Source organism: Streptococcus sp. Marseille-Q6379 (genome assembly GCF_965119505.1).
Window position 1 is genome coordinate 507,013 of record NZ_CBCPLV010000001.1, and the last position, 18,946, is coordinate 525,958.

The 18,946-nt window shown below is 41.0% G+C and carries 20 protein-coding genes, 1 pseudogene and 1 other annotated feature; of the genes and pseudogenes, 20 read left to right on the forward strand and 1 reads right to left on the reverse strand.

Annotated elements, in window-relative coordinates:
- The first annotated feature begins 164 nt into the window (after positions 1-164).
- The 20 genes and pseudogenes from carB to ACWPVZ_RS02635 all read left to right on the forward strand — a co-directional run bounded on the left by carB (position 165) and on the right by ACWPVZ_RS02635 (position 17,971).
- Positions 165-3,344 (forward strand): carbamoyl-phosphate synthase large subunit, encoded by a 3,180-nt coding sequence (gene carB, locus ACWPVZ_RS02540; RefSeq protein ID WP_454380726.1) that lies wholly within the window; start codon positions 165-167, stop codon positions 3,342-3,344.
- A gap of 367 nt (positions 3,345-3,711) precedes the next feature.
- Positions 3,712-4,467 carry a class I SAM-dependent methyltransferase gene (locus tag ACWPVZ_RS02545; RefSeq protein ID WP_454380728.1) on the forward strand — a complete coding sequence of 252 codons (756 nt, stop codon included), beginning with the start codon at positions 3,712-3,714 and terminating at the stop codon, positions 4,465-4,467.
- 63 nt (positions 4,468-4,530) lie between these two features.
- Positions 4,531-5,784 carry an efflux RND transporter periplasmic adaptor subunit gene (locus tag ACWPVZ_RS02550; protein WP_454380730.1) on the forward strand — a complete coding sequence of 418 codons (1,254 nt, stop codon included), beginning with the start codon at positions 4,531-4,533 and terminating at the stop codon, positions 5,782-5,784.
- Between the two features lie 10 nt (positions 5,785-5,794).
- Positions 5,795-6,481 carry an ABC transporter ATP-binding protein gene (locus ACWPVZ_RS02555; RefSeq protein ID WP_155124436.1) on the forward strand — a complete coding sequence of 229 codons (687 nt, stop codon included), beginning with the start codon at positions 5,795-5,797 and terminating at the stop codon, positions 6,479-6,481.
- A 9-nt stretch (positions 6,482-6,490) separates the two neighbouring features.
- A complete protein-coding gene (locus ACWPVZ_RS02560; protein ID WP_060971850.1) occupies positions 6,491-7,699 on the forward strand; it encodes an ABC transporter permease in 1,209 nt (402 codons plus the stop codon).
- A gap of 122 nt (positions 7,700-7,821) precedes the next feature.
- Positions 7,822-7,958: a sequence feature (ribosomal protein L10 leader region), on the forward strand.
- A gap of 31 nt (positions 7,959-7,989) precedes the next feature.
- Positions 7,990-8,493, forward strand: a complete 504-nt coding sequence (rplJ, locus tag ACWPVZ_RS02565; protein ID WP_003095623.1) for a 50S ribosomal protein L10 — start codon at positions 7,990-7,992, stop codon at positions 8,491-8,493.
- Positions 8,494-8,567: 74 nt separating this feature from the next.
- Complete coding sequence (gene rplL / locus ACWPVZ_RS02570; protein WP_004183006.1) at positions 8,568-8,936, forward strand: 50S ribosomal protein L7/L12; 369 nt, start codon at positions 8,568-8,570, stop codon at positions 8,934-8,936.
- A 210-nt stretch (positions 8,937-9,146) separates the two neighbouring features.
- Positions 9,147-9,305 (forward strand): hypothetical protein, encoded by a 159-nt coding sequence (locus tag ACWPVZ_RS02575; RefSeq protein WP_183139468.1) that lies wholly within the window; start codon positions 9,147-9,149, stop codon positions 9,303-9,305.
- An 11-nt stretch (positions 9,306-9,316) separates the two neighbouring features.
- A pseudogene (locus tag ACWPVZ_RS02580) lies at positions 9,317-9,400 on the forward strand (replication initiator protein A); the annotation flags it as partial.
- Positions 9,401-9,483: 83 nt separating this feature from the next.
- On the forward strand, positions 9,484-9,819 hold the full coding sequence (locus ACWPVZ_RS02585) for a hypothetical protein (protein WP_454380734.1): 336 nt from the start codon (positions 9,484-9,486) through the stop codon (positions 9,817-9,819).
- Between the two features lie 109 nt (positions 9,820-9,928).
- The gene (locus ACWPVZ_RS02590) at positions 9,929-10,792 is read left to right on the forward strand and encodes an aldo/keto reductase (RefSeq protein WP_454380736.1); all 864 of its coding nucleotides are present in this window, start codon (positions 9,929-9,931) and stop codon (positions 10,790-10,792) included.
- A 2-nt stretch (positions 10,793-10,794) separates the two neighbouring features.
- Positions 10,795-11,652 carry an aldo/keto reductase gene (locus ACWPVZ_RS02595; RefSeq protein WP_454380738.1) on the forward strand — a complete coding sequence of 286 codons (858 nt, stop codon included), beginning with the start codon at positions 10,795-10,797 and terminating at the stop codon, positions 11,650-11,652.
- A gap of 27 nt (positions 11,653-11,679) precedes the next feature.
- Positions 11,680-12,336 (forward strand): NAD(P)H-binding protein, encoded by a 657-nt coding sequence (locus tag ACWPVZ_RS02600; RefSeq protein ID WP_268690951.1) that lies wholly within the window; start codon positions 11,680-11,682, stop codon positions 12,334-12,336.
- Between the two features lie 22 nt (positions 12,337-12,358).
- Positions 12,359-13,399 carry a zinc-dependent alcohol dehydrogenase family protein gene (locus tag ACWPVZ_RS02605; protein ID WP_454380740.1) on the forward strand — a complete coding sequence of 347 codons (1,041 nt, stop codon included), beginning with the start codon at positions 12,359-12,361 and terminating at the stop codon, positions 13,397-13,399.
- A 26-nt stretch (positions 13,400-13,425) separates the two neighbouring features.
- Positions 13,426-13,860, forward strand: a complete 435-nt coding sequence (locus ACWPVZ_RS02610; protein ID WP_454381488.1) for an SDR family NAD(P)-dependent oxidoreductase — start codon at positions 13,426-13,428, stop codon at positions 13,858-13,860.
- 389 nt (positions 13,861-14,249) lie between these two features.
- Positions 14,250-15,122 (forward strand): alpha/beta hydrolase, encoded by an 873-nt coding sequence (locus ACWPVZ_RS02615; protein ID WP_454380742.1) that lies wholly within the window; start codon positions 14,250-14,252, stop codon positions 15,120-15,122.
- Between the two features lie 49 nt (positions 15,123-15,171).
- Entirely contained in the window at positions 15,172-16,026 is an 855-nt protein-coding gene (locus ACWPVZ_RS02620) for an aldo/keto reductase (protein WP_454380744.1), read from the forward strand.
- A 35-nt stretch (positions 16,027-16,061) separates the two neighbouring features.
- A complete protein-coding gene (locus tag ACWPVZ_RS02625) occupies positions 16,062-16,475 on the forward strand; it encodes a flavodoxin family protein (protein ID WP_454380746.1) in 414 nt (137 codons plus the stop codon).
- A gap of 256 nt (positions 16,476-16,731) precedes the next feature.
- Positions 16,732-17,295: a TMEM175 family protein gene (locus ACWPVZ_RS02630; protein ID WP_065868426.1), complete on the forward strand. Its 564-nt coding sequence runs from the start codon at positions 16,732-16,734 to the stop codon at positions 17,293-17,295.
- Between the two features lie 112 nt (positions 17,296-17,407).
- Complete coding sequence (locus ACWPVZ_RS02635) at positions 17,408-17,971, forward strand: TMEM175 family protein (RefSeq protein WP_454381490.1); 564 nt, start codon at positions 17,408-17,410, stop codon at positions 17,969-17,971.
- A 61-nt stretch (positions 17,972-18,032) separates the two neighbouring features.
- Here the strand turns inward: ACWPVZ_RS02635 and ACWPVZ_RS02640 are convergent, their stop codons facing one another.
- Positions 18,033-18,860, reverse strand: a complete 828-nt coding sequence (locus ACWPVZ_RS02640) for a LysR family transcriptional regulator (protein WP_454380748.1) — start codon at positions 18,858-18,860, stop codon at positions 18,033-18,035.
- Positions 18,861-18,946 lie beyond the last annotated feature (86 nt).

Here is an 18,946-nt window from a genome sequence, read left to right on the forward strand (position 1 = left end):
TGACAACCAGAGAGTTGTCAAATAGAAAGGAGAAGATACAGGTTCACGGAAGTGAACACGCCCTAAGGACTGTGTGAAAAAGATAAACGGTGACTAGACGCTTAGGCGTCGTCGTCACGTTTCCTATTTTCACTGGGTCCTTAACGGGCTTTGTATCATAAATTATGCCTAAACGTTCTGATATTAAAAAAATTATGGTTATCGGGTCTGGTCCTATCATCATTGGTCAGGCTGCTGAGTTTGACTACGCTGGTACGCAAGCCTGCTTGGCCTTGAAAGAAGAAGGCTACAGTGTTGTTCTTGTTAACTCTAACCCTGCGACTATCATGACTGATAAAGAAATCGCAGACAAGGTTTACATTGAACCAATTACGCTTGAGTTTGTCACACGTATTCTTCGTAAAGAGCGTCCTGATGCCCTCTTGCCAACACTTGGTGGACAAACTGGTTTGAACATGGCAATGGAATTGTCAAAAGCTGGTATTCTTGAAGAGCTTGGAGTAGAGCTTTTGGGAACAAAATTGTCTGCGATTGACCAAGCCGAAGACCGTGACCTCTTCAAACAATTGATGGAAGATTTGGAACAGCCAATTCCAGAATCAGAGATTGTAAATACGGTTGAAGAAGCAGTTGCCTTTGCGACGGAGATTGGCTATCCAGTTATCGTGCGTCCTGCCTTTACCCTTGGTGGTACTGGTGGTGGTATGTGTGCCAACGAAGAAGAACTTCGTGAAATCGCTGAAAATGGATTGAAATTGTCACCAGTAACCCAATGTTTGATTGAACGTTCTATCGCTGGTTTCAAAGAAATCGAATACGAAGTTATGCGTGATGCCGCAGACAATGCTCTTGTGGTATGTAACATGGAAAACTTTGACCCAGTTGGTATCCACACAGGGGACTCAATTGTATTTGCTCCAACGCAAACCTTGTCAGATATTGAAAACCAAATGCTTCGTGATGCCAGCTTGAAGATTATTCGTGCCCTTAAAATTGAGGGTGGTTGTAACGTACAGTTGGCTCTTGACCCTAATAGCTTCAAGTACTATGTTATCGAAGTAAACCCACGTGTGTCTCGTTCATCAGCCCTTGCCTCAAAAGCAACTGGTTACCCAATCGCCAAATTGGCAGCCAAGATTGCTGTTGGTTTGACACTTGATGAAATGATTAACCCAGTCACTGGTACAACTTACGCTATGTTTGAGCCAGCTCTTGACTATGTGGTTGCTAAGATTCCGCGTTTCCCATTTGATAAATTTGAACATGGGGAACGTCGTCTTGGTACTCAAATGAAAGCAACTGGTGAAGTTATGGCTATCGGTCGTAACATCGAAGAGTCACTTCTTAAAGCCTGCCGTTCACTTGAAATCGGTGTTTACCACAATGAAATGCCTGAGCTTGCGGACGTCACAGACGATGCCTTGGTTGAAAAGATTGTCAAAGCTCAAGACGACCGTCTCTTCTACCTTTCTGAAGCCATCCGTCGTGGTTATACTATTGAAGAATTGTCAGAGTTGACTAAGATTGATATCTTCTTCCTCGACAAATTGCTTCATATCTTCGAATTGGAACAAGAATTGGCTACTCACGTAGGCGATGTTGCTGTTTTGAAAGAAGCTAAACGTAACGGTTTCTCTGATCGTAAGATTGCTGATCTTTGGAATCAAACAGCTGACCAAGTTCGTGCGACACGTTTGGAAAATAACATTGTTCCTGTTTACAAGATGGTTGATACCTGTGCGGCTGAGTTCGAGTCATCAACACCATATTTCTACTCAACTTACGAGTGGGAAAATGAATCAATAAAATCTGATAAAGAATCTGTCATCGTTCTTGGTTCAGGACCTATCCGTATCGGACAAGGGGTTGAGTTCGACTATGCGACAGTTCACTCTGTGAAAGCTATCCAGGCTGCAGGTTACGAAGCCATCATCATGAACTCTAACCCTGAGACGGTTTCAACAGACTTCTCAGTTTCAGATAAACTTTACTTCGAACCATTGACCTTCGAAGACGTGATGAACGTTATCGAATTGGAACAACCTAAGGGTGTCGTGGTTCAGTTTGGTGGTCAAACAGCCATCAACTTGGCAGAGCCATTGTCTAAAGCTGGTGTGAAAATCTTGGGTACACAGGTTGCTGACCTTGACCGTGCCGAAGACCGTGACCTTTTTGAACAAGCCCTTAAAGACCTCGATATCCCACAACCACCAGGACAAACAGCGACAAATGAAGAAGAAGCGGTTGAAGCAGCTCGTAAGATTGGCTTCCCAGTTCTTGTTCGTCCATCATACGTTTTGGGTGGACGTGCCATGGAAATCGTTGAAAATGAAGATGACCTTCGTTCTTACATGCGTACAGCAGTTAAGGCAAGTCCAGACCACCCAGTCCTTGTTGATAGCTATATCATTGGACGTGAGTGTGAAGTAGATGCCATCTCTGATGGTAAGGATGTCTTGATTCCAGGTATTATGGAACACATCGAACGTGCAGGGGTTCACTCAGGGGACTCAATGGCAGTTTACCCTCCACAAACTCTCTCTAAGAAAATCCAAGAGACTATCGCTGATTACACTAAACGCTTGGCTATCGGTCTTAACTGTATTGGTATGATGAACATTCAGTTCGTTATTAAGGACGAAACTGTCTATGTTATCGAGGTTAACCCACGTGCCAGCCGTACGGTACCATTCTTGTCTAAAGTGACTGATATTCCAATGGCACAAGTTGCTACAAACTTGATTCTTGGTAAATCATTGGCTGAACAAGGTTACAAAGATGGTCTTTACCCAGAAAGCAAGCATGTCCATGTTAAAGCACCAGTCTTCTCATTCACAAAATTGGCTAAGGTAGATAGTCTCCTTGGACCTGAAATGAAATCAACTGGTGAAGTTATGGGTACAGATGCGACTCTTGAAAAAGCCCTCTATAAAGCCTTTGAAGCTTCTTACCTCCACTTGCCAACCTTTGGTAATGTCATCTTTACTATTCATGATGATACGAAAGAAGAAGCCCTTGATTTGGCTCGTCGTTTCGATGCTATCGGTTACGGTATCTACGCCACTGAAGGAACAGCTAAGTTCTTGAATGAACATGGAGTTCACGCAACGCTTGTTAACAAATTAGGTGAAAATGACGACAACGACATTCCAGCCCTTGTCCGTACAGGTAAAGCGCAAGCTATTATCAATACGGTTGGTAACAAACGTACTTATGACGAAGATGGAGCAGCAATTCGTAGCTCTGCTATTGAAGCAGGAATCCCACTCTTCACAGCGCTTGATACAGCAGATGCCATGGTGCGTGTGCTTGAAAGCCGTAGTTTTACAACAGAAGCTATCTAATTTTAAAACAGAGTCTCAGCATTGCTGGGACTTTTTTTATTGAAGGCACAGTTTTCTTTTGAGACTTTTCTTGGGTGATGGCAGACGTCAGCGATCTTCTTCGAAGTTCCATGACTAAGTTTTGAGCCGAACGTCTCAAAACTTCCGAACGCCTGAGACAAATTGCTTCAGGCGTTTTCATCACTGCCAAAAGTCTCGGTCTAAGCTGACTAGGTCAGCAAAATCTATTTCATATTTAAAAATAGTTTAATTATGTTCTGAATCTCAGCCTTACTGAGGAGTTTTCTTACACAAATGTAAGCTAGAAAGTTAAAAATGAAAGCTAAGACCATGGTTTAGACTACTTAAATTCTGCTATACTAGAAACATGATTATTACGACATCTTTACGGGAAAACGAGACCTTGATTGCGCGTGCCCAAGAACTAGCTCTTGAGTTAGGAGCTGACTACCAGCCTCGTCGCAAGTTGTCCTTGGCAAAATGTTTAGAGCGCTTTGGACCTTTCTATCTCCTATATAAAGACAGATTGTCTTTTGTTAATGCGGATGCTAGTGAGTTGACCTTCCATCCAGATACGGCTGCTCTCAGGATTAAGGCTCCCCATGACGCTTTAGTCAGTCTTTTAGGTAAGTCTCCCAAGACTATTCTTGACACGACCATGGGTCTGGCTTCTGATAGCCTAGTGATGGTAGCAGCGGGAAATCAGGTGACTGCCCTTGAGAGTCAAGATGTGATTTTTCAGGTGGTTTCTCGTGGTCTTGCCTCTTATCAGACGGATGATAAGCAGTTTGAAAAGGCCATGCGTTCTATTAAAGCTATTAAGAGCGATAGCTTGTCTTTTTTGAAGGCTCAAGCTGACAATGCCTTTGATATCATCTATGCCGATCCTATGTTTTCAGAGATCATCAAGGAATCGGAAAATCTAGAGGCTATCAAGCCTCTGGCCAATGGTAGCCGTCTGACAGAAGAATGGCTAAAAGAAGCTAAACGTGTTGTACGGGAAAAAATTATCATCAAGGCACATTTTCGAGATACCGTTTTTGAAGAACTTGGTTTTGAACGCCAGGTTCGGCCCAATCAAAAGCTGCATTATGGTGTCATGGATGTCAGCGAAGGTCATTGACACTGAAAGTTAAAAGTATTACAATTGTTTTATCCATGTGATACAAAAAGAAAAGAGAGATATATGCGAAAGAAAATCAGTCCAAAGTTATTTAAAAATAAAAAAAGAGTTTGGATCATTGGAGGAATTGGCTTCCTTGTCCTTTTGGTCCTAGTCTTTAACCTTTTTGCAGGTGGTGGCAAGAATGATAAGGCTTCTGAGTCCCCTACAGCAAGTAAGGTAACTAAGGGGCAGCTGGCCTCGTCGACCCTTCTGACTGGTATGGTGAAGGCTCAGTCGGAACAGTATGTTTATTTTGACAATACCATTGGACGCAATGCCACTGTGACAGTCTCTGTTGGTGAGGAAGTTAGCGTCGGTCAGCAACTGGTCCAATACGACAGCACCTCAGCCCAAGCGGCTTATGATACGGCTAGTCGTGCCTACAATAAGGCAGTTCGTGACCGTAATTATTTCCAACAGTATGGGACGGCTCCTGCGGCTTCAGCGCAAACAAGTAGTGATTCGGATGAGGATGATTCGACAACTACCGTTAGTCCTCAACAGCGTCAGCAAACCGAGGCAAGTAATTACCAAACCTTGCAAGATTATAATGATGCCATTGCCAATGCAGCATCAGAGCTAGAAAAGGCACAAGATGTTCTCAACCAAACAGTGATTGTTTCAGATGCTAATGGAACAGTCGTAGAAGTTGCGGACTCTGTGGACCCTGCTTCAAAAGAGAGCCAAACCCTAGTTCATGTGACAAGTGAAGGCCAATTTGAGATTCAAGGGACCTTAACAGAATATGACATTCCAAATATTTCAGTGGGGCAAAAGGTCAAGATTACTTCCAAAGTATACCCAGACCAAACTTGGACAGGGAAGGTCAGCTATGTTTCCAATTATCCTAAGCAAAATGCCAACCAGTCAACGGGGACATCTGGCAACTCAGGTCAGTCAGGTTCTCAGTATGAATACAAGGTTCAATTGACCAGTCCAATCGGAAAACTGAAGCAAGGTTTTAATGTATCACTTGAAGTGACCAAAGATGATGATGCCTTGTTGGTTCCTGTAACTGCTGTGACCAAGAAAGGCTCTGACAACTATGTCTGGGTTTACGATGATGAAACTCAGAAAATTAAGCAAGTCAAGGTTAAACTTGGCAATGCGGATGCCAAGCAACAGGAAATTGCTTCAGGACTTAAAGAAGGTCAAAAAGTTATCACCAGGGCAGATAAATCCTTTAAGGATGGCGAAACCCTAAAAGATGTGACGGATGCTGATAGCAAACAATCAAAAGACACTAGTGGAGAAGAGGTGAGGTCTAGTGACTAAGCCAGCACTTATGGTTTTAAAGAGCATCACCAAGTCTTTCAAAAATGGTCAAGAGTCTTTGCAGGTCCTTAAGGGTATTGACTTGTCAGTTGAAGAAGGTGATTTTGTGGCTATCATGGGTCCTTCTGGTTCAGGGAAATCAACCCTCATGAATATTATCGGACTTCTTGATCAACCGACTACAGGTTCCTATCAACTCGAGGGCGAGGATGTGGCTGAACTCTCTGAAAATCGTCTAGCCAAGGTAAGAAATGACCAGATTGGCTTTATCTTTCAACAGTTTTTTCTCTTGCCAAAGTTAAGTGCCCAAAAGAACGTAGAGCTTCCCTTGATTTATGCAGGGAAATCTCCACGTGAACGTAAGCAAAGGGCACAACAATTCTTGGAAAAAGTTGGCTTGTCAGACCGTAGCCATCACCTACCATCGGAGCTGTCTGGTGGACAGAAGCAGAGGGTTGCCATTGCGCGTGCACTGTCTAACGATCCGGCAATCATTTTGGCGGATGAACCTACAGGTGCTCTTGATACCAAGACAGGGATGCAGATTATGGAGCTCTTAACCCAGCTGAACCGTGAAGGAAAGACTATCATCATGGTTACTCATGAGCCAGAGATTGCGGACTATGCCCGACGTAAGATTGTCATTCGTGATGGTGAAATCACCCAGGACACGACGGACAGCGTTCGGATTGACTAGGAGGTAAGAATGGAAAATTGGAAATTTGCTCTTAGTTCTATTCGTTCACACAAGATGCGGTCCTTCCTGACCATGTTGGGAATTATCATTGGTGTTGCTGCGGTAGTACTTATCATGGGGCTAGGAAATGGAATGCGTCAGAGTGTTACCGATAGTGTGACTGGTGACAAGGATACAGTTCAAGTCTACTATGAAGCCAAGGGTGAGGAGCTAGATCCTGCCTATGCAGATTTGGCACAACCTACCAAACCGGTTAAAGAAGTTTGGTTGGAGCAAGTGGCTAGGCAGACGCCTGGTATTGATAGTTATTTTGTGACTAACAGCCTAACTTCCTCTATCTCCCTCCAAAAAAAGACCGTGAAGAATGTTAATATCACAGGTGCCAGTCAGGGCTACTTTAAAGCTAAAAAGTTAGAAATGTTGACAGGACGTTCCTTGCAAGACAATGATTATAAAAACTTTTCACGAGTTATTGTCATTGATCAGATGGTGGCTAAAAAACTCTTTGAGACGAATGGGGATGCCCTTAACCAAGTGGTTACTATTGGGAACAATGATTATCGTGTGATTGGTGTTTATAAGAATAAAGACACAGCAATCGGTGCTTATGGTGAAATTGGAACAGCTCTTGTGGCCAATACCCAGTTAGCGGCTGAAAATAACACTGATGCTATTGGCCAGATTTTTTTCCATGTGACCGATGTGAAAAATAGTAGTAGCGTTGCTAAGGATGCTGCTAAACGCTTGACCCAGTTGGCCCAAGATGACAATGGAGAATATAAGGCAGCAGATATGAGTTCGGCCCTAGATCAGGTGAATACGATCTTTGGAACCATTACCACCGTTGTCGGAGCTATTGCTGGGATTTCATTATTAGTTGGCGGAATCGGTGTTATGAACATCATGTTGGTTTCGGTAACTGAGCGGACACGAGAGATTGGTCTTCGTAAGGCTTTAGGTGCTACACGTCGTAAAATCTTGACTCAGTTTTTGATTGAGTCGATGGTTCTGACCATTCTGGGAGGTTTGATTGGGCTAGGCTTTGCAGCCCTAGTTGTTGGACCAATTGGGAATGCCATGGACCTTAAAGCGACGGTTTCTCTTGGTGTAGCCATGGGAAGCATAGCCTTCTCAGCAGCTGTAGGGATTATCTTTGGCCTTCTACCGGCTAATAAAGCTTCAAAACTCGATCCTATCGAGGCCCTTAGGTATGATTAGAAATAACCTCTTGAAATCTTTAGATTTTGAGAGGTTTTATGGTCTTCGAAAAAAGATAGAGAAAAAAATAAAAAAATTGCATTTTTTTCTTGACGTCTGATTTAGGTCATGATATTATAAATAAGGTTTGAAAAAACTGACCTAAGACAGTTGGGGAGCAAGACTCGTAAACATCCAACCGAGGCACAAAACGTAACTATTTTTTTGTAACGTATTGTACTTTCGTGTCTAGGTTTAGGTACGATTTTTTTGTGCCTAGCCCAAAAATAAAAACGGAGGTAAAACTACTAATGAGTGAAGCTATTATTGCTAAAAAAGCTGAACAGGTTGCTATCGTCGCTGAGAAAATGAAAGCAGCAGCATCTATCGTTGTTGTTGACTCTCGTGGACTTACAGTTGACCAAGATACAGTTCTTCGTCGTAATCTTCGTGAATCAGGCGTTGAATTTAAAGTTATCAAAAACTCTATCTTGAGCCGTGCAGCTGAAGAAGCAGGTCTTGAAGACCTTAAAGAACTTTTTGTTGGTCCATCTGCAGTAGCATTCTCAAACGAAGATGTTATCGCACCAGCAAAAGTTATTAGCGAATTTGCTAAAGACGCAGAAGCTCTTGAAATCAAAGGTGGTGTTGTTGACGGTGCGTTCACTTCAGTCGAAGAAATCAACGCTCTTGCATCACTTCCAAACAAAGAAGGTATGCTTTCTATGCTCCTTTCTGTACTTCAAGCGCCAGTGCGCAACGTTGCATACGCTGTCAAAGCGGTTGCAGAAAGCAAAGAAGACGGTGCTGCATAAGCCCATCTTCACAACTCGTAGCCTAAGCTACGTTTAAAACACTATATTAAAAAACACATTTGGAGGAAATCACAATGGCATTGAACATTGAAAACATTATTGCTGAAATTAAAGAAGCTTCAATCCTTGAATTGAACGACCTTGTAAAAGCTATCGAAGAAGAGTTTGGCGTAACTGCTGCTGCTCCTGTAGCTGCTGCTGCAGCTGGTGCTGCTGACGCTGGTGCTGCTAAAGATTCATTCGACGTTGAATTGACATCTGCAGGCGACAAAAAAGTTGGCGTTATCAAAGTTGTACGTGAAATCACAGGCGAAGGTCTTAAAGAAGCTAAAGCTATCGTTGACGGTGCACCATCAGTTATTAAAGAAGGTGTTGCTGCAGCTGAAGCTGAAGAAATCAAAGCTAAACTTGAAGAAGCTGGAGCTTCAGTTACTCTTAAATAATAAGGTAACGACTCAAGTCGCTTAATAAAGAAAACCAGGGCATAAGCTCTGGTTTTTTATTGCGATAAGCGATTGATAGAAACTGATAAATTGATTTGGTTTCCTGCCAAAAATCCTGCCAAAAATTCTTTGGCAGGATTTTTGTTTTAATAAACTTTCGGGGGTAGACACTAGATTGTCTACTCCTTTTTTTGCGTTTCGGAGGTAATTATGCAAAAGGAAGAACAGTCATCACGTCAAATCGTGAAGAGCCATATCATGACCATCATGGGAGTTGATAATCTAAAAGCAACTCAACTGGTAAATGAAATGGAACAAACAGGTTTAATCCGATTTGATGAATTCGGGAATTTTGGACTTTTAGTCTAGGAGGGATAATCATGAAACGTATTACCGTTAATCAATATAAGACATCAGAGCGTTATTATAAACTCCCAAAAGTCTTGTTTGAGAGTGAACGTTTTTCTGGTTAGGCAGTATGCTGATCATCATTCATAATGAATGGCTCTATGTTTAAAAAATATCCAGTAAAACTTTCTGGTGGGTGATGATTCTTCTCTTTGCCTCCTCGTTATTCCCCTATGTGACGGCTATTGTTTCAACTAATTTTACCGATTCGTTAGCACAAGTTGTCTATGGCTTGGTTGTCTTATTCATTACCGTTTCAAACAGAGGGCTTTATCGTTCGCTTTATCAAGATGATCCAAACAATCCTCTCTTAAAACGACAAATTGAAGACATGAAGAAATGGATATTCTTTGATACGATTGGGAAAGTCATCGGTCTTGTCTTGTCAGCTACTATTTTTCCGCCAGCCATGCTTCTTTCCGTTCTTTTGACTCTGGTAGTCCTTGTGATTCCAAGTCAACTGAAGGAGGATTAGGTTTAGTATAGATAGCAGTATTAAAAAAATGAATACTGCTATTTTTCTTTGCTATTGTACAGGTAAATGAAAGAGGATTATAATATATACAGAAAGTGAGATGAATACTATGAAACACGTTAATTTGAACAATGGAGTGAAGATGCCAATTCTTGGATTTGGTGTTTTCCAAATTCCTGCCAGTGAAACCAAGCAGGCCGTACTTGATGCTATTAAGGTTGGCTATCGTCATTTTGATACGGCTCAGTCTTATGCCAATGAAAAAGAAGTTGGTGAAGCTATCGCAGAATCAGGTTTGCCAAGGGAAGAATTTTTCATTACTAGCAAAGTCTGGCTAGAGCATTACGGTTATGAGAAAACGAGAAAAGCTGTTCTACATTCATTGGAGGTCATGGGCTTAGATTATCTAGACTTGATGCTCCTTCATCAGCCCTTTTCAGATTATTATGGTTCTTATCGTGCCTTGGAGGACTTGTATAAAGAAGGGAAACTGCGTGCCATTGGTGTCAGCAATTTCTATCCCGATCGTCTGAGTGATCTGGTGGCTTTTAATGAAATCACACCACAGGTCAATCAAGTTGAAACCCATCCGTTTAATCAACAGATTTTCGCACAAGAGAATATGATCAAAAACAATGTTCAGATGGAGTCATGGGCTACTTTTGCAGAGGGTAGAAATGGCATCTTTTCTCATCCGACACTAGTGGCGATTGCGGAAAAATATGGTAAGTCCACAGCTCAAATTATGATTCGTTGGCAGGTGGAGCGTGGTATCGTCTGCTTGACAAAATCAGTAAAACCAGAGCGTATGGCTGAGAATATTGATGTTTTTGATTTTAACTTAACGGATGAAGATATGACAGCTATTGCAGAACTTGATACAAAAGAAAGTCTGTTTTTCAATCACCAAGATCCTTCAACAGTTGACATGTTCTTGCGTTTGATTGAACAGAGAAAAAATGGAGACAACTAAAGATGAAAACAATTACTTTAAATGATGGCAATCGTATTCCAGCAGTTGGGTTTGGAGTATTCCAAATTCCAGCGGATGGTTCAACTTATACAGCAGTGAAAGAAGCTTTGGAAGTTGGCTACCGTCATATCGATACGGCTCAAGCATATTTCAATGAGAAAGAAGTTGGACAGGCTATCAAGGATTCTGGCATTTCACGTGATGAAATCTTTGTCACTAGTAAACTTTGGATTCAAGATTATGCTTACGAAACTGCTAAAGCAACCATTGATGCAATCTTGGAAAAAATGGGGCTTGATTACCTTGACCTCTACCTGCTTCACCAACCTTATGGCAAAGTCGAAGAAGCTTGGAAAGCTCTAGAAGAAGCCAAAGCTGCTGGTAAAATCAAATCCATCGGTGTATCAAACTTCACGCCAAACTTTTGGAATCAATTTATTCCAAATTTTGCAACTATCCCAGCTGTTAACCAAGTAGAGTTCAACCCATATTTCCAACAAAAAGCTCTACGTGACTTGCTTGCAAAGGATGATGTTAAAATCGAGGCTTGGGCGCCACTCGGACAAGGAAATAAAGACTTATTTGCCGAACCAATCATCACAGCTTTGGCTAACAAATATGGCAAAGATGCTGGGCAAATTATTTTGCGATTTGAAGTGCAAGAAGGTATCATTGTCTTGCCAAAATCAACCAAGAAAGTTCGCATGGCATCAAATAAAGAACTCTTTGATTTTGAATTGACCGCTGAAGAAATGGCAGAGATTCGTGCCCTTGACAAAGGAAAAGGTGCTCATGACCCAGACGCACCAGGCGTTGGAGATTATCTCTTGTCAGCTTATGACATTCATGCTAATGATTAATTTTTAAGATTGTTTGAGGAATAATAAATGAAAAATGTTTTAATTTTGGGTGCCAATGGACAAATTGCACGGATTGTAGCGAAACGTCTTTTGAGCGAACAAGATGATGTTCAATTGACACTTTATTTACGAAAAAGTCATCGTGTTGATGACTTAGTGGCTATTAAACCTGCGCGTGTAAGGACAGTAGATGCTGACATTCACGACCAAGAAATGTTGGACAAGGCTGTTCAAGGACAAGATATTGTTTTTATTTCAAATGTTGACCATGACCCTGATAACAAACTGACTCAAGGTGTTATTGCAGCAATGATTAAAAATGATGTTAAACGTGTTATAGCTTCAAATGTTTTAGGAATTTACGGAGAAGTTCCTGGAGAATATGGTCGTTGGAATACAGAAATGCTTACGCAAGCAGGGCTCAATCGAGCTCGACGTTCTGACGAATTATTAGAAAAATCAGGCTTAGATTACACAACTTTACGTTTGCCTTGGTTAAATGACCGTGATGAGGTGAAATACAGTATTACGCACAAAGGAGAATCATATGTCGGTGTCTCTGGCTCACGTCAAAGTATTGCAGACGTTGTCGTCAAAATGATTGCTGATCCAACTTACCTCAATAGAGAAAGTATAGGTCTTGCAGACCCCGATACTCAAGGATTGACACGTCCTGTTTATTAAGATAAATAGAGAAGGAGAAAAAATGAAAGTCGCAACATTTATTGAATCAGGGAAAATGACAGTTACTGAAGCACCTGTACCAGAAATTCAAAAAGACACAGATGCCATTATTAAGATTGTTCGCGCGTGTGTCTGCGGTTCCGACCTTTGGTGGTTTAGAGGTATTTCTAAACGCGAACAAAATTCTTATACCGGACATGAAGCTATCGGCATTGTTGAAACAGTAGGAAATGCGGTGACCTCAGTTAAATCTGGTGATTTTGTCATTGTTCCATTTACACATGGTTGTGGTAAATGCGCTGCTTGCCGTGCTGGTTTTGATGGCAATTGTACCAATATGGAACCAGGTGGTAACGCTGGCTATCAAGGTGAATATCTCCGCTTTACAAATGCTGATTGGGCACTTATTAAAATTCCTGGACAACCGTCTGACTATTCAGATGACGTATTGAATTCCCTCTTGACTTTGGCTGATGTGATGGCAACTGGTTATCATGCTGCTAAAACAGCAGAAGTCAAAGCTGGCGATACTGTTGTTGTCATGGGAGATGGTGCCGTCGGTTTGTGTGGTGTTATCGGTGCTAAACTATTAGGTGCAACACGTATTATTGCCATGAGCCGCCATGCTGACCGACAAGCTTTAGCAAAAGAATTCGGCGCAACTGACATTGTAGCTGAACGTGGTGATGAAGCCGTTGAAAAAGTTATGGCGCTAACGAATGGTGCTGGAGTCGATGCTGTTTTAGAATGCGTCGGAACAGAACAATCAGTTGAAACAGCTGTCAATGTCTGCCGTCCAGGTGCTGTGATTGGTCGTGTAGGTGTTCCTCAAAAAGCAGAAATGAACACCAATGCACTCTTCTGGAAAAATATTGGTTTACGAGGTGGTATTGCCTCAGTAACTACTTATGACAAAGAACTACTTCTTGATGCTGTCTTAACTGAAAAAATTAATCCAGGTAAAGTCTTTACCAAACGCTTCAATCTCGATGATATTCAAGCGGCTTATGAAGCTATGGATAAACGCGAAGCAATTAAATCTTTAGTTATTGTATCAGAATAAAACAGCTCAAAACCAGCTGTTCAAAGCTGGTTTTTCATTTTGAAAATAAAGTTGCCGTTGTAACGGGCGGCGGTTCTGGAATTGGTCGTGGTATTGCTGAACGTTATCCTAACGAAGGAGCAAAAGTTATTATCGCAGGACGTCGAGAAAATGTTTTGAAAGAAGTGGCAGATAGCAATAAGAATATTTCTTATGTTGTGGCTGATATTACAAATTCAGATGACGTTGCTAAAATTGTTAAAATCGTTGAAACTGATTTTAATGGTCAGTTAGATATCTTGGTAAATAATGCTGGTTGGGCACCTGTTACACCACTTAAAGAGTTGCCAATGGCAGATTACGATCGTGCCTTTGCTCTTGATGTGCAGGCTTTGTTGGATGTCACGATTCAAACATTACCGTTTATTCTTGCCTCTATAGCAAAGATTATGCAGATGCTAACCAAGATATTGAAAAAGTAGCCTATGTTTATCTTCCTCCAGGGTATGATGTGGACACGACAGCCATTTTCTCAAGATAATCTGACACTTCATATTAGTATAGGTTCTAGTCATGACCTTCTTGCTGTTCAAGAATATCTGTACAATATGCTCCCAACGTTTTTTGACAAAACGAACTAAAAAAGCTGACTCAGATGAATAGTCTATCAGTATTTATAAAATGAATACTGCAATAAACAATAAGTATTGTACTATTCACTCTTTTAAGAATAAAATAGACTCATAAGGAGACCTCTAAAAACTAATTTTCTAAAATTTAAAATGTTGATTTAACAAGGCTTTCAGAACTCCAAATTCACAATTTTGGGAGTTTATAGAGGTGCCCATAAATAAGAAAGAGAGAACTGATAATGCAAACACAAAATGTTGTTTTTTTGAACAAAGATTTAAACCTTCGCCTCGCAGGTATCCTTCGCTTGCCTGCAAACTTCGATTTGAATACCAATTACCCGGCAATTGTTGTAACGGGGCCCATGCTTTCCGTAAAAGAACAAGCTCAAGCCGTTTATGCCGATGCACTTACAGAAGCGGGTTACGTTACCTTGGTATTTGATGGCGCTTATTTTGGCGAAAGTCAAGGTTTCCCACGCCAGCAAGAGCTTCCTGATGTCAAACAATCAGATATCGAAGGGGCTATTGACTTCCTTGAGAGCCTTCCTTACGTTGATAATAGCCGTATCGGTGGTTTAGGCATGTGTGGGTCAGGTTCTTATATGTCAGTTGCTGGTGTCAAAGATAGTCGTTTAAAAGCTATTACCGCAGTTGTGCCAGCAATTTCTGATATTTCAACGTCACCAATGACATCATTCTTCTTACCTGAAGAGGAAGTGAAGGCAGCTAAAGAAGCTTATGAAAATGGAACAGGTGACCTAATTACACTTAATTTCCAACCTCGTGCCTTTGAAGAGGGGGCACAATATTACTATTCTGCTCGTGGGAATCGTGCACGGTGGAGCAATCAAGTCGTGGCTTGGAGTCAATTAGAGCTGATTAATTACAATGTGACCAATATCATGAAAGATATGACCAAACCGTACTTGGTTGTTACTGCTGAAAATGCCTGGAGCCAACCAGCATCTCGTGAAATCTTTGATGCAGCCAAGAGTGATGTAAAAGAATGGGTAGTTGTCCCTGAAGCAAGCCACTTTGACATGTACGACCTCCATCCTTTTGTAGATGTCGCCTTTGAGGCAATCATACCTTTCTTTGAAAAAAATATTTAATCCTAACTATCCATTTGAATAATGAAAATAGATAAAAACGAGGTAAACAATGCAATACACAATACTTAATAACGGAATCAAAATGCCTATGGTTGGATTTGGAGTATTCCAAATCCATGATGCCAAAACAACGCAGACAGTTGTAGAAGAAGCGATTAAAACGGGCTATCGTTTGATTGACACCGCCCAAGTTTATGGTAATGAAGAAGCGGTCGGAAAAGCTATCAAGGCCTCAGGTGTTCCCCGTGAGGAGCTCTTTATCACAACCAAACTTTGGATTTCTGACTTTAGTTATGAGGCTGCTAAAGACGCTTTTAATGAATCCTTACGTAAATTAGATTTGGACTACGTTGATCTCTATCTCTTACATCAACCATTTGGGGATATTTTCGGAGCTTGGCGTGCCTTAGAAGAACTTTATAAAGAAGGAAAAATCAAAGCGATTGGAGTTTCAAACTTTAAACCAGATCAATTAGCTAACCTTGCTGCCTTTAATGAAGTTACTCCAGCTGTCAATCAGATTGAACTCCACGTTTTCAACCAAAAAGAAGATGAGCAAGCCTATATGCTCTCAAAAGGGGTGCAAACAGAGAGTTGGGGCGCTTTTGCTGAAGGACAATTTGATGTTTTTAATAATCCAGTTTTAAAAGAAATTGCAGAAAAATACAGCAAAACAACAGCACAAGTTATGCTTCGTTGGCAGTTGCAACGTGGCATTGTCTCCCTTTCAAAATCAGCCAATCCAGAACGTGTCCGTCAAAACTTTGACATCTTTGATTTTGAATTATCAGCAGAAGATATGGACAAAATTGCGACTCTTAACACGAACACAACTGTCTTCTCGGATCATCACGAAGCTAAAACAGTTGAACTTTTGGCAAGCTTTGTTGGAAAATCATTTTAATAGGTATAAAGTGTGGTAGATAAGGAGAAAATGGAATGACAACATTATTTATAAACGGTAGTCCCAATAAAAATGGCAATACCGTCGCTTTAGCAAAAAAATTATTAGGAGATCAATCTTTTGAAACGCTTCATCTAGCAGATTATAAAATTTATGATTACGGACAAGATTTCTCAGATGATCAATTTGAAGAGGTGCTAGCAAAGCTATTTGAAGCAGATACAATTGTGATTGGCTCACCAGTCTATTGGCATAGCATCAATGGTTTGGTACGGAATTTCCTGGATCGACAGTATAGTCGTGTCGAAGAACAGCTCAACGGAAAAGTGTTGTATTTCATCTTTCAAGGCTCAGCTCCGACGCAGGAAGTTCTTGATTTGGGGAACTACACCATGAGCCGTTATGCCGGCTTGTATGGAATGGACTACAAGGGTATGATAACTAGGTAAGAAATTGAGAGGTTCATGAAGAAACTAAGTTTATTTTTCTAGGGTTTTTGACAGTCTTTTCCTTGTTGGCTCTCTGACTACGGTCTAGGTAAGAAGGGCAACGGTTTAGTTCATCAGCTACAAGCTCAGAAGTAGCTGAATGGTTTACTGAGATAGGATATTAAAAGTTCTATGGAAAGAGAGAACAACTCTTTATTCCACAAGAAATAAATTTTGGTATAATACTCTTTATTAAGGAGAAGTGAACATGAATTTAATGTCAAAAGAGCGTTTAATTGCTTTTACAGATGCCGTCTTGGCGATTATCATGACGATTTTAGTCTTGGAATTAGAACGGCCAGATCAGATTAGCTGGCAGGCTCTATGGGATTTGCGGACCAATTTTTTCGCCTACACCATTTCTTTCTTCTGGTTGGGAACCATGTGGGTTAATCTGCATCGTAGTTGGGATGTGATTGATAAAATCAACACCAATTTGGTTTGGAGTTCGATTGTCTTACTCTTCTTTTCATCCTTTTTCCCCTACACCACAACCTTGGTTTCGGCTGATTTTAACAATTCAGTTGCTCAAACCTTCTATGGGGTCATTGTTCTTCTGGTATCAGCTTGTAACGTCTGGATGTATCACGAATTGCATAAACTAAATCCTGATGCTGTTGGAGCAAGCCGTTTTAACATTTTAGATAAGGAAGGTCTAGTTGAAATTGCACTAAAGCTAATAGGTTTAGTCTTGACCTTGACGGTCTTCCCTTCTGCCATGATGTGGGCGGTGCTGTTTACGTTCTTGGTCATCGTTTTACCTAGAACAATTAGGCAGTAATCCTTATCAAATAAAGAAAAGTATGGTTCTTTCGAGGGAAACATACTTTATTCTCACAAGAAATAAATTTTGGTATAATACTCTTTATTAAGGAGGAGTGAACATGAATTTAATGTCAAAAGAGCGTTTAATCGCTTTTACAGATGCCGTCTTGGCGATTATCATGACGATTTTAGTTTTGGAATTAAAACGGCCGGATCCGATTAGCTGGCAGGCTCTATGGGATTTGGGGACCAATTTTTTCGCCTACACCATTTCTTTCTTCTGGTTGGGAACCATGTGGGTTAATTTGCATCGTAGTTGGGATGTGGTTGATAAAATCAACTCCAATTTGGTTTGGAGTTCGATTGTCTTACTCTTCTTTTCATCCTTTTTCCCCTACACCACAGCCTTGGTTTCGGCTGATTTTAACAATTCAGTTGCTCAAACCTTATATGGGGTCATTGTTCTTCTGGTAACAGCTTGTAACGTCTGGATGTATCACGAATTGCATAAACTAAATCCTGATGCTGTTGGAGCAAGCCGTTTTAACATTTTAGATAGGGAAGGTCTAATTGATATTGCACTAAAGCTAATAGGTTTAGTCTTGACCTTGACGGTCTTCCCTTCTGCCATGATGTGGGCGGTGTTGTTTACGTTCTTGGTCATCGTTTTACCTAGAGCAATTAGGCAGTAATCCTTATCAAATAAAGAAAAGTATGGTTCTTTCGAGGGAACCATACTTTTTTTCTGTACTATCAAGTGAATTGCATTAATATACTTTTATTCTTTTTCAAAGTTGAGATGTAATAGGTTTTTGTGGCTTCCTTATCTACGATTGGGACATGCACACGTTGGGTTGGATTGTCTGAGGCGGCCTGAGAGATATTGGTTGAAAAGCTTGGCAAAGCAGAAGCAGAGATCAGTTCGTCAAAGGCTTCCCAATCTGTCTGGACAATAAATTTGGTTTGTGTTAGCTGATCCACAAGTGGTTGCCAAATCCCCAAACCGGACCGCAAGAGCATGGTTAGGTTTGCCAAATCTTCCAATGCAATTTCCTCACGCATGGCATAGGGATGGGCAGGTGGAACGGAAATGTAAAGTTGTTCTTTGAAGAATCCAGTTGTCAGCACATCGTCATGCTCAATTGGAAAGTCTGTCACGATAAACTGGAATTTTTGACTAAGTAGGCCTTCTATTAGGGAGTCATTATCGTGTAACTCGATATGGACTTCTTGTTCTAAGTCCTGATCTGCCAAACGATTCCTCACTTCCCATTCTACACCAGGAGCTGAGATGCCGCCAAATAAAGTCGTGGCTTGGAGAGAAAAACGTTGGATATTTTTTAAAAATTGTTGCTCATAGTTGAGCAAAGCTTCTGCTTGTTGAACAGTATATTTACCAGTATCCGTTAAGGAAAGTTTGTTTTTGCTTCGTTGGAAAAGCTGGACGCCTAAGTCGTCTTCTAACTGACGCATATTACGGGTCAAAGACGGCTGTGAAATCAACAAAACCTCAGCTGCGCGTGATAGTGTCCCTTCTTTAGCAACCGTAATCAATTGTTCTAGGTGCTGTAAATTGATCATATCTTCTCCTTTGTGACTATTCACTTTATGAATAGCAGCATAACTGATTGCTATTGTACTATTTTTTAAAGCACTTGTAAAATAGA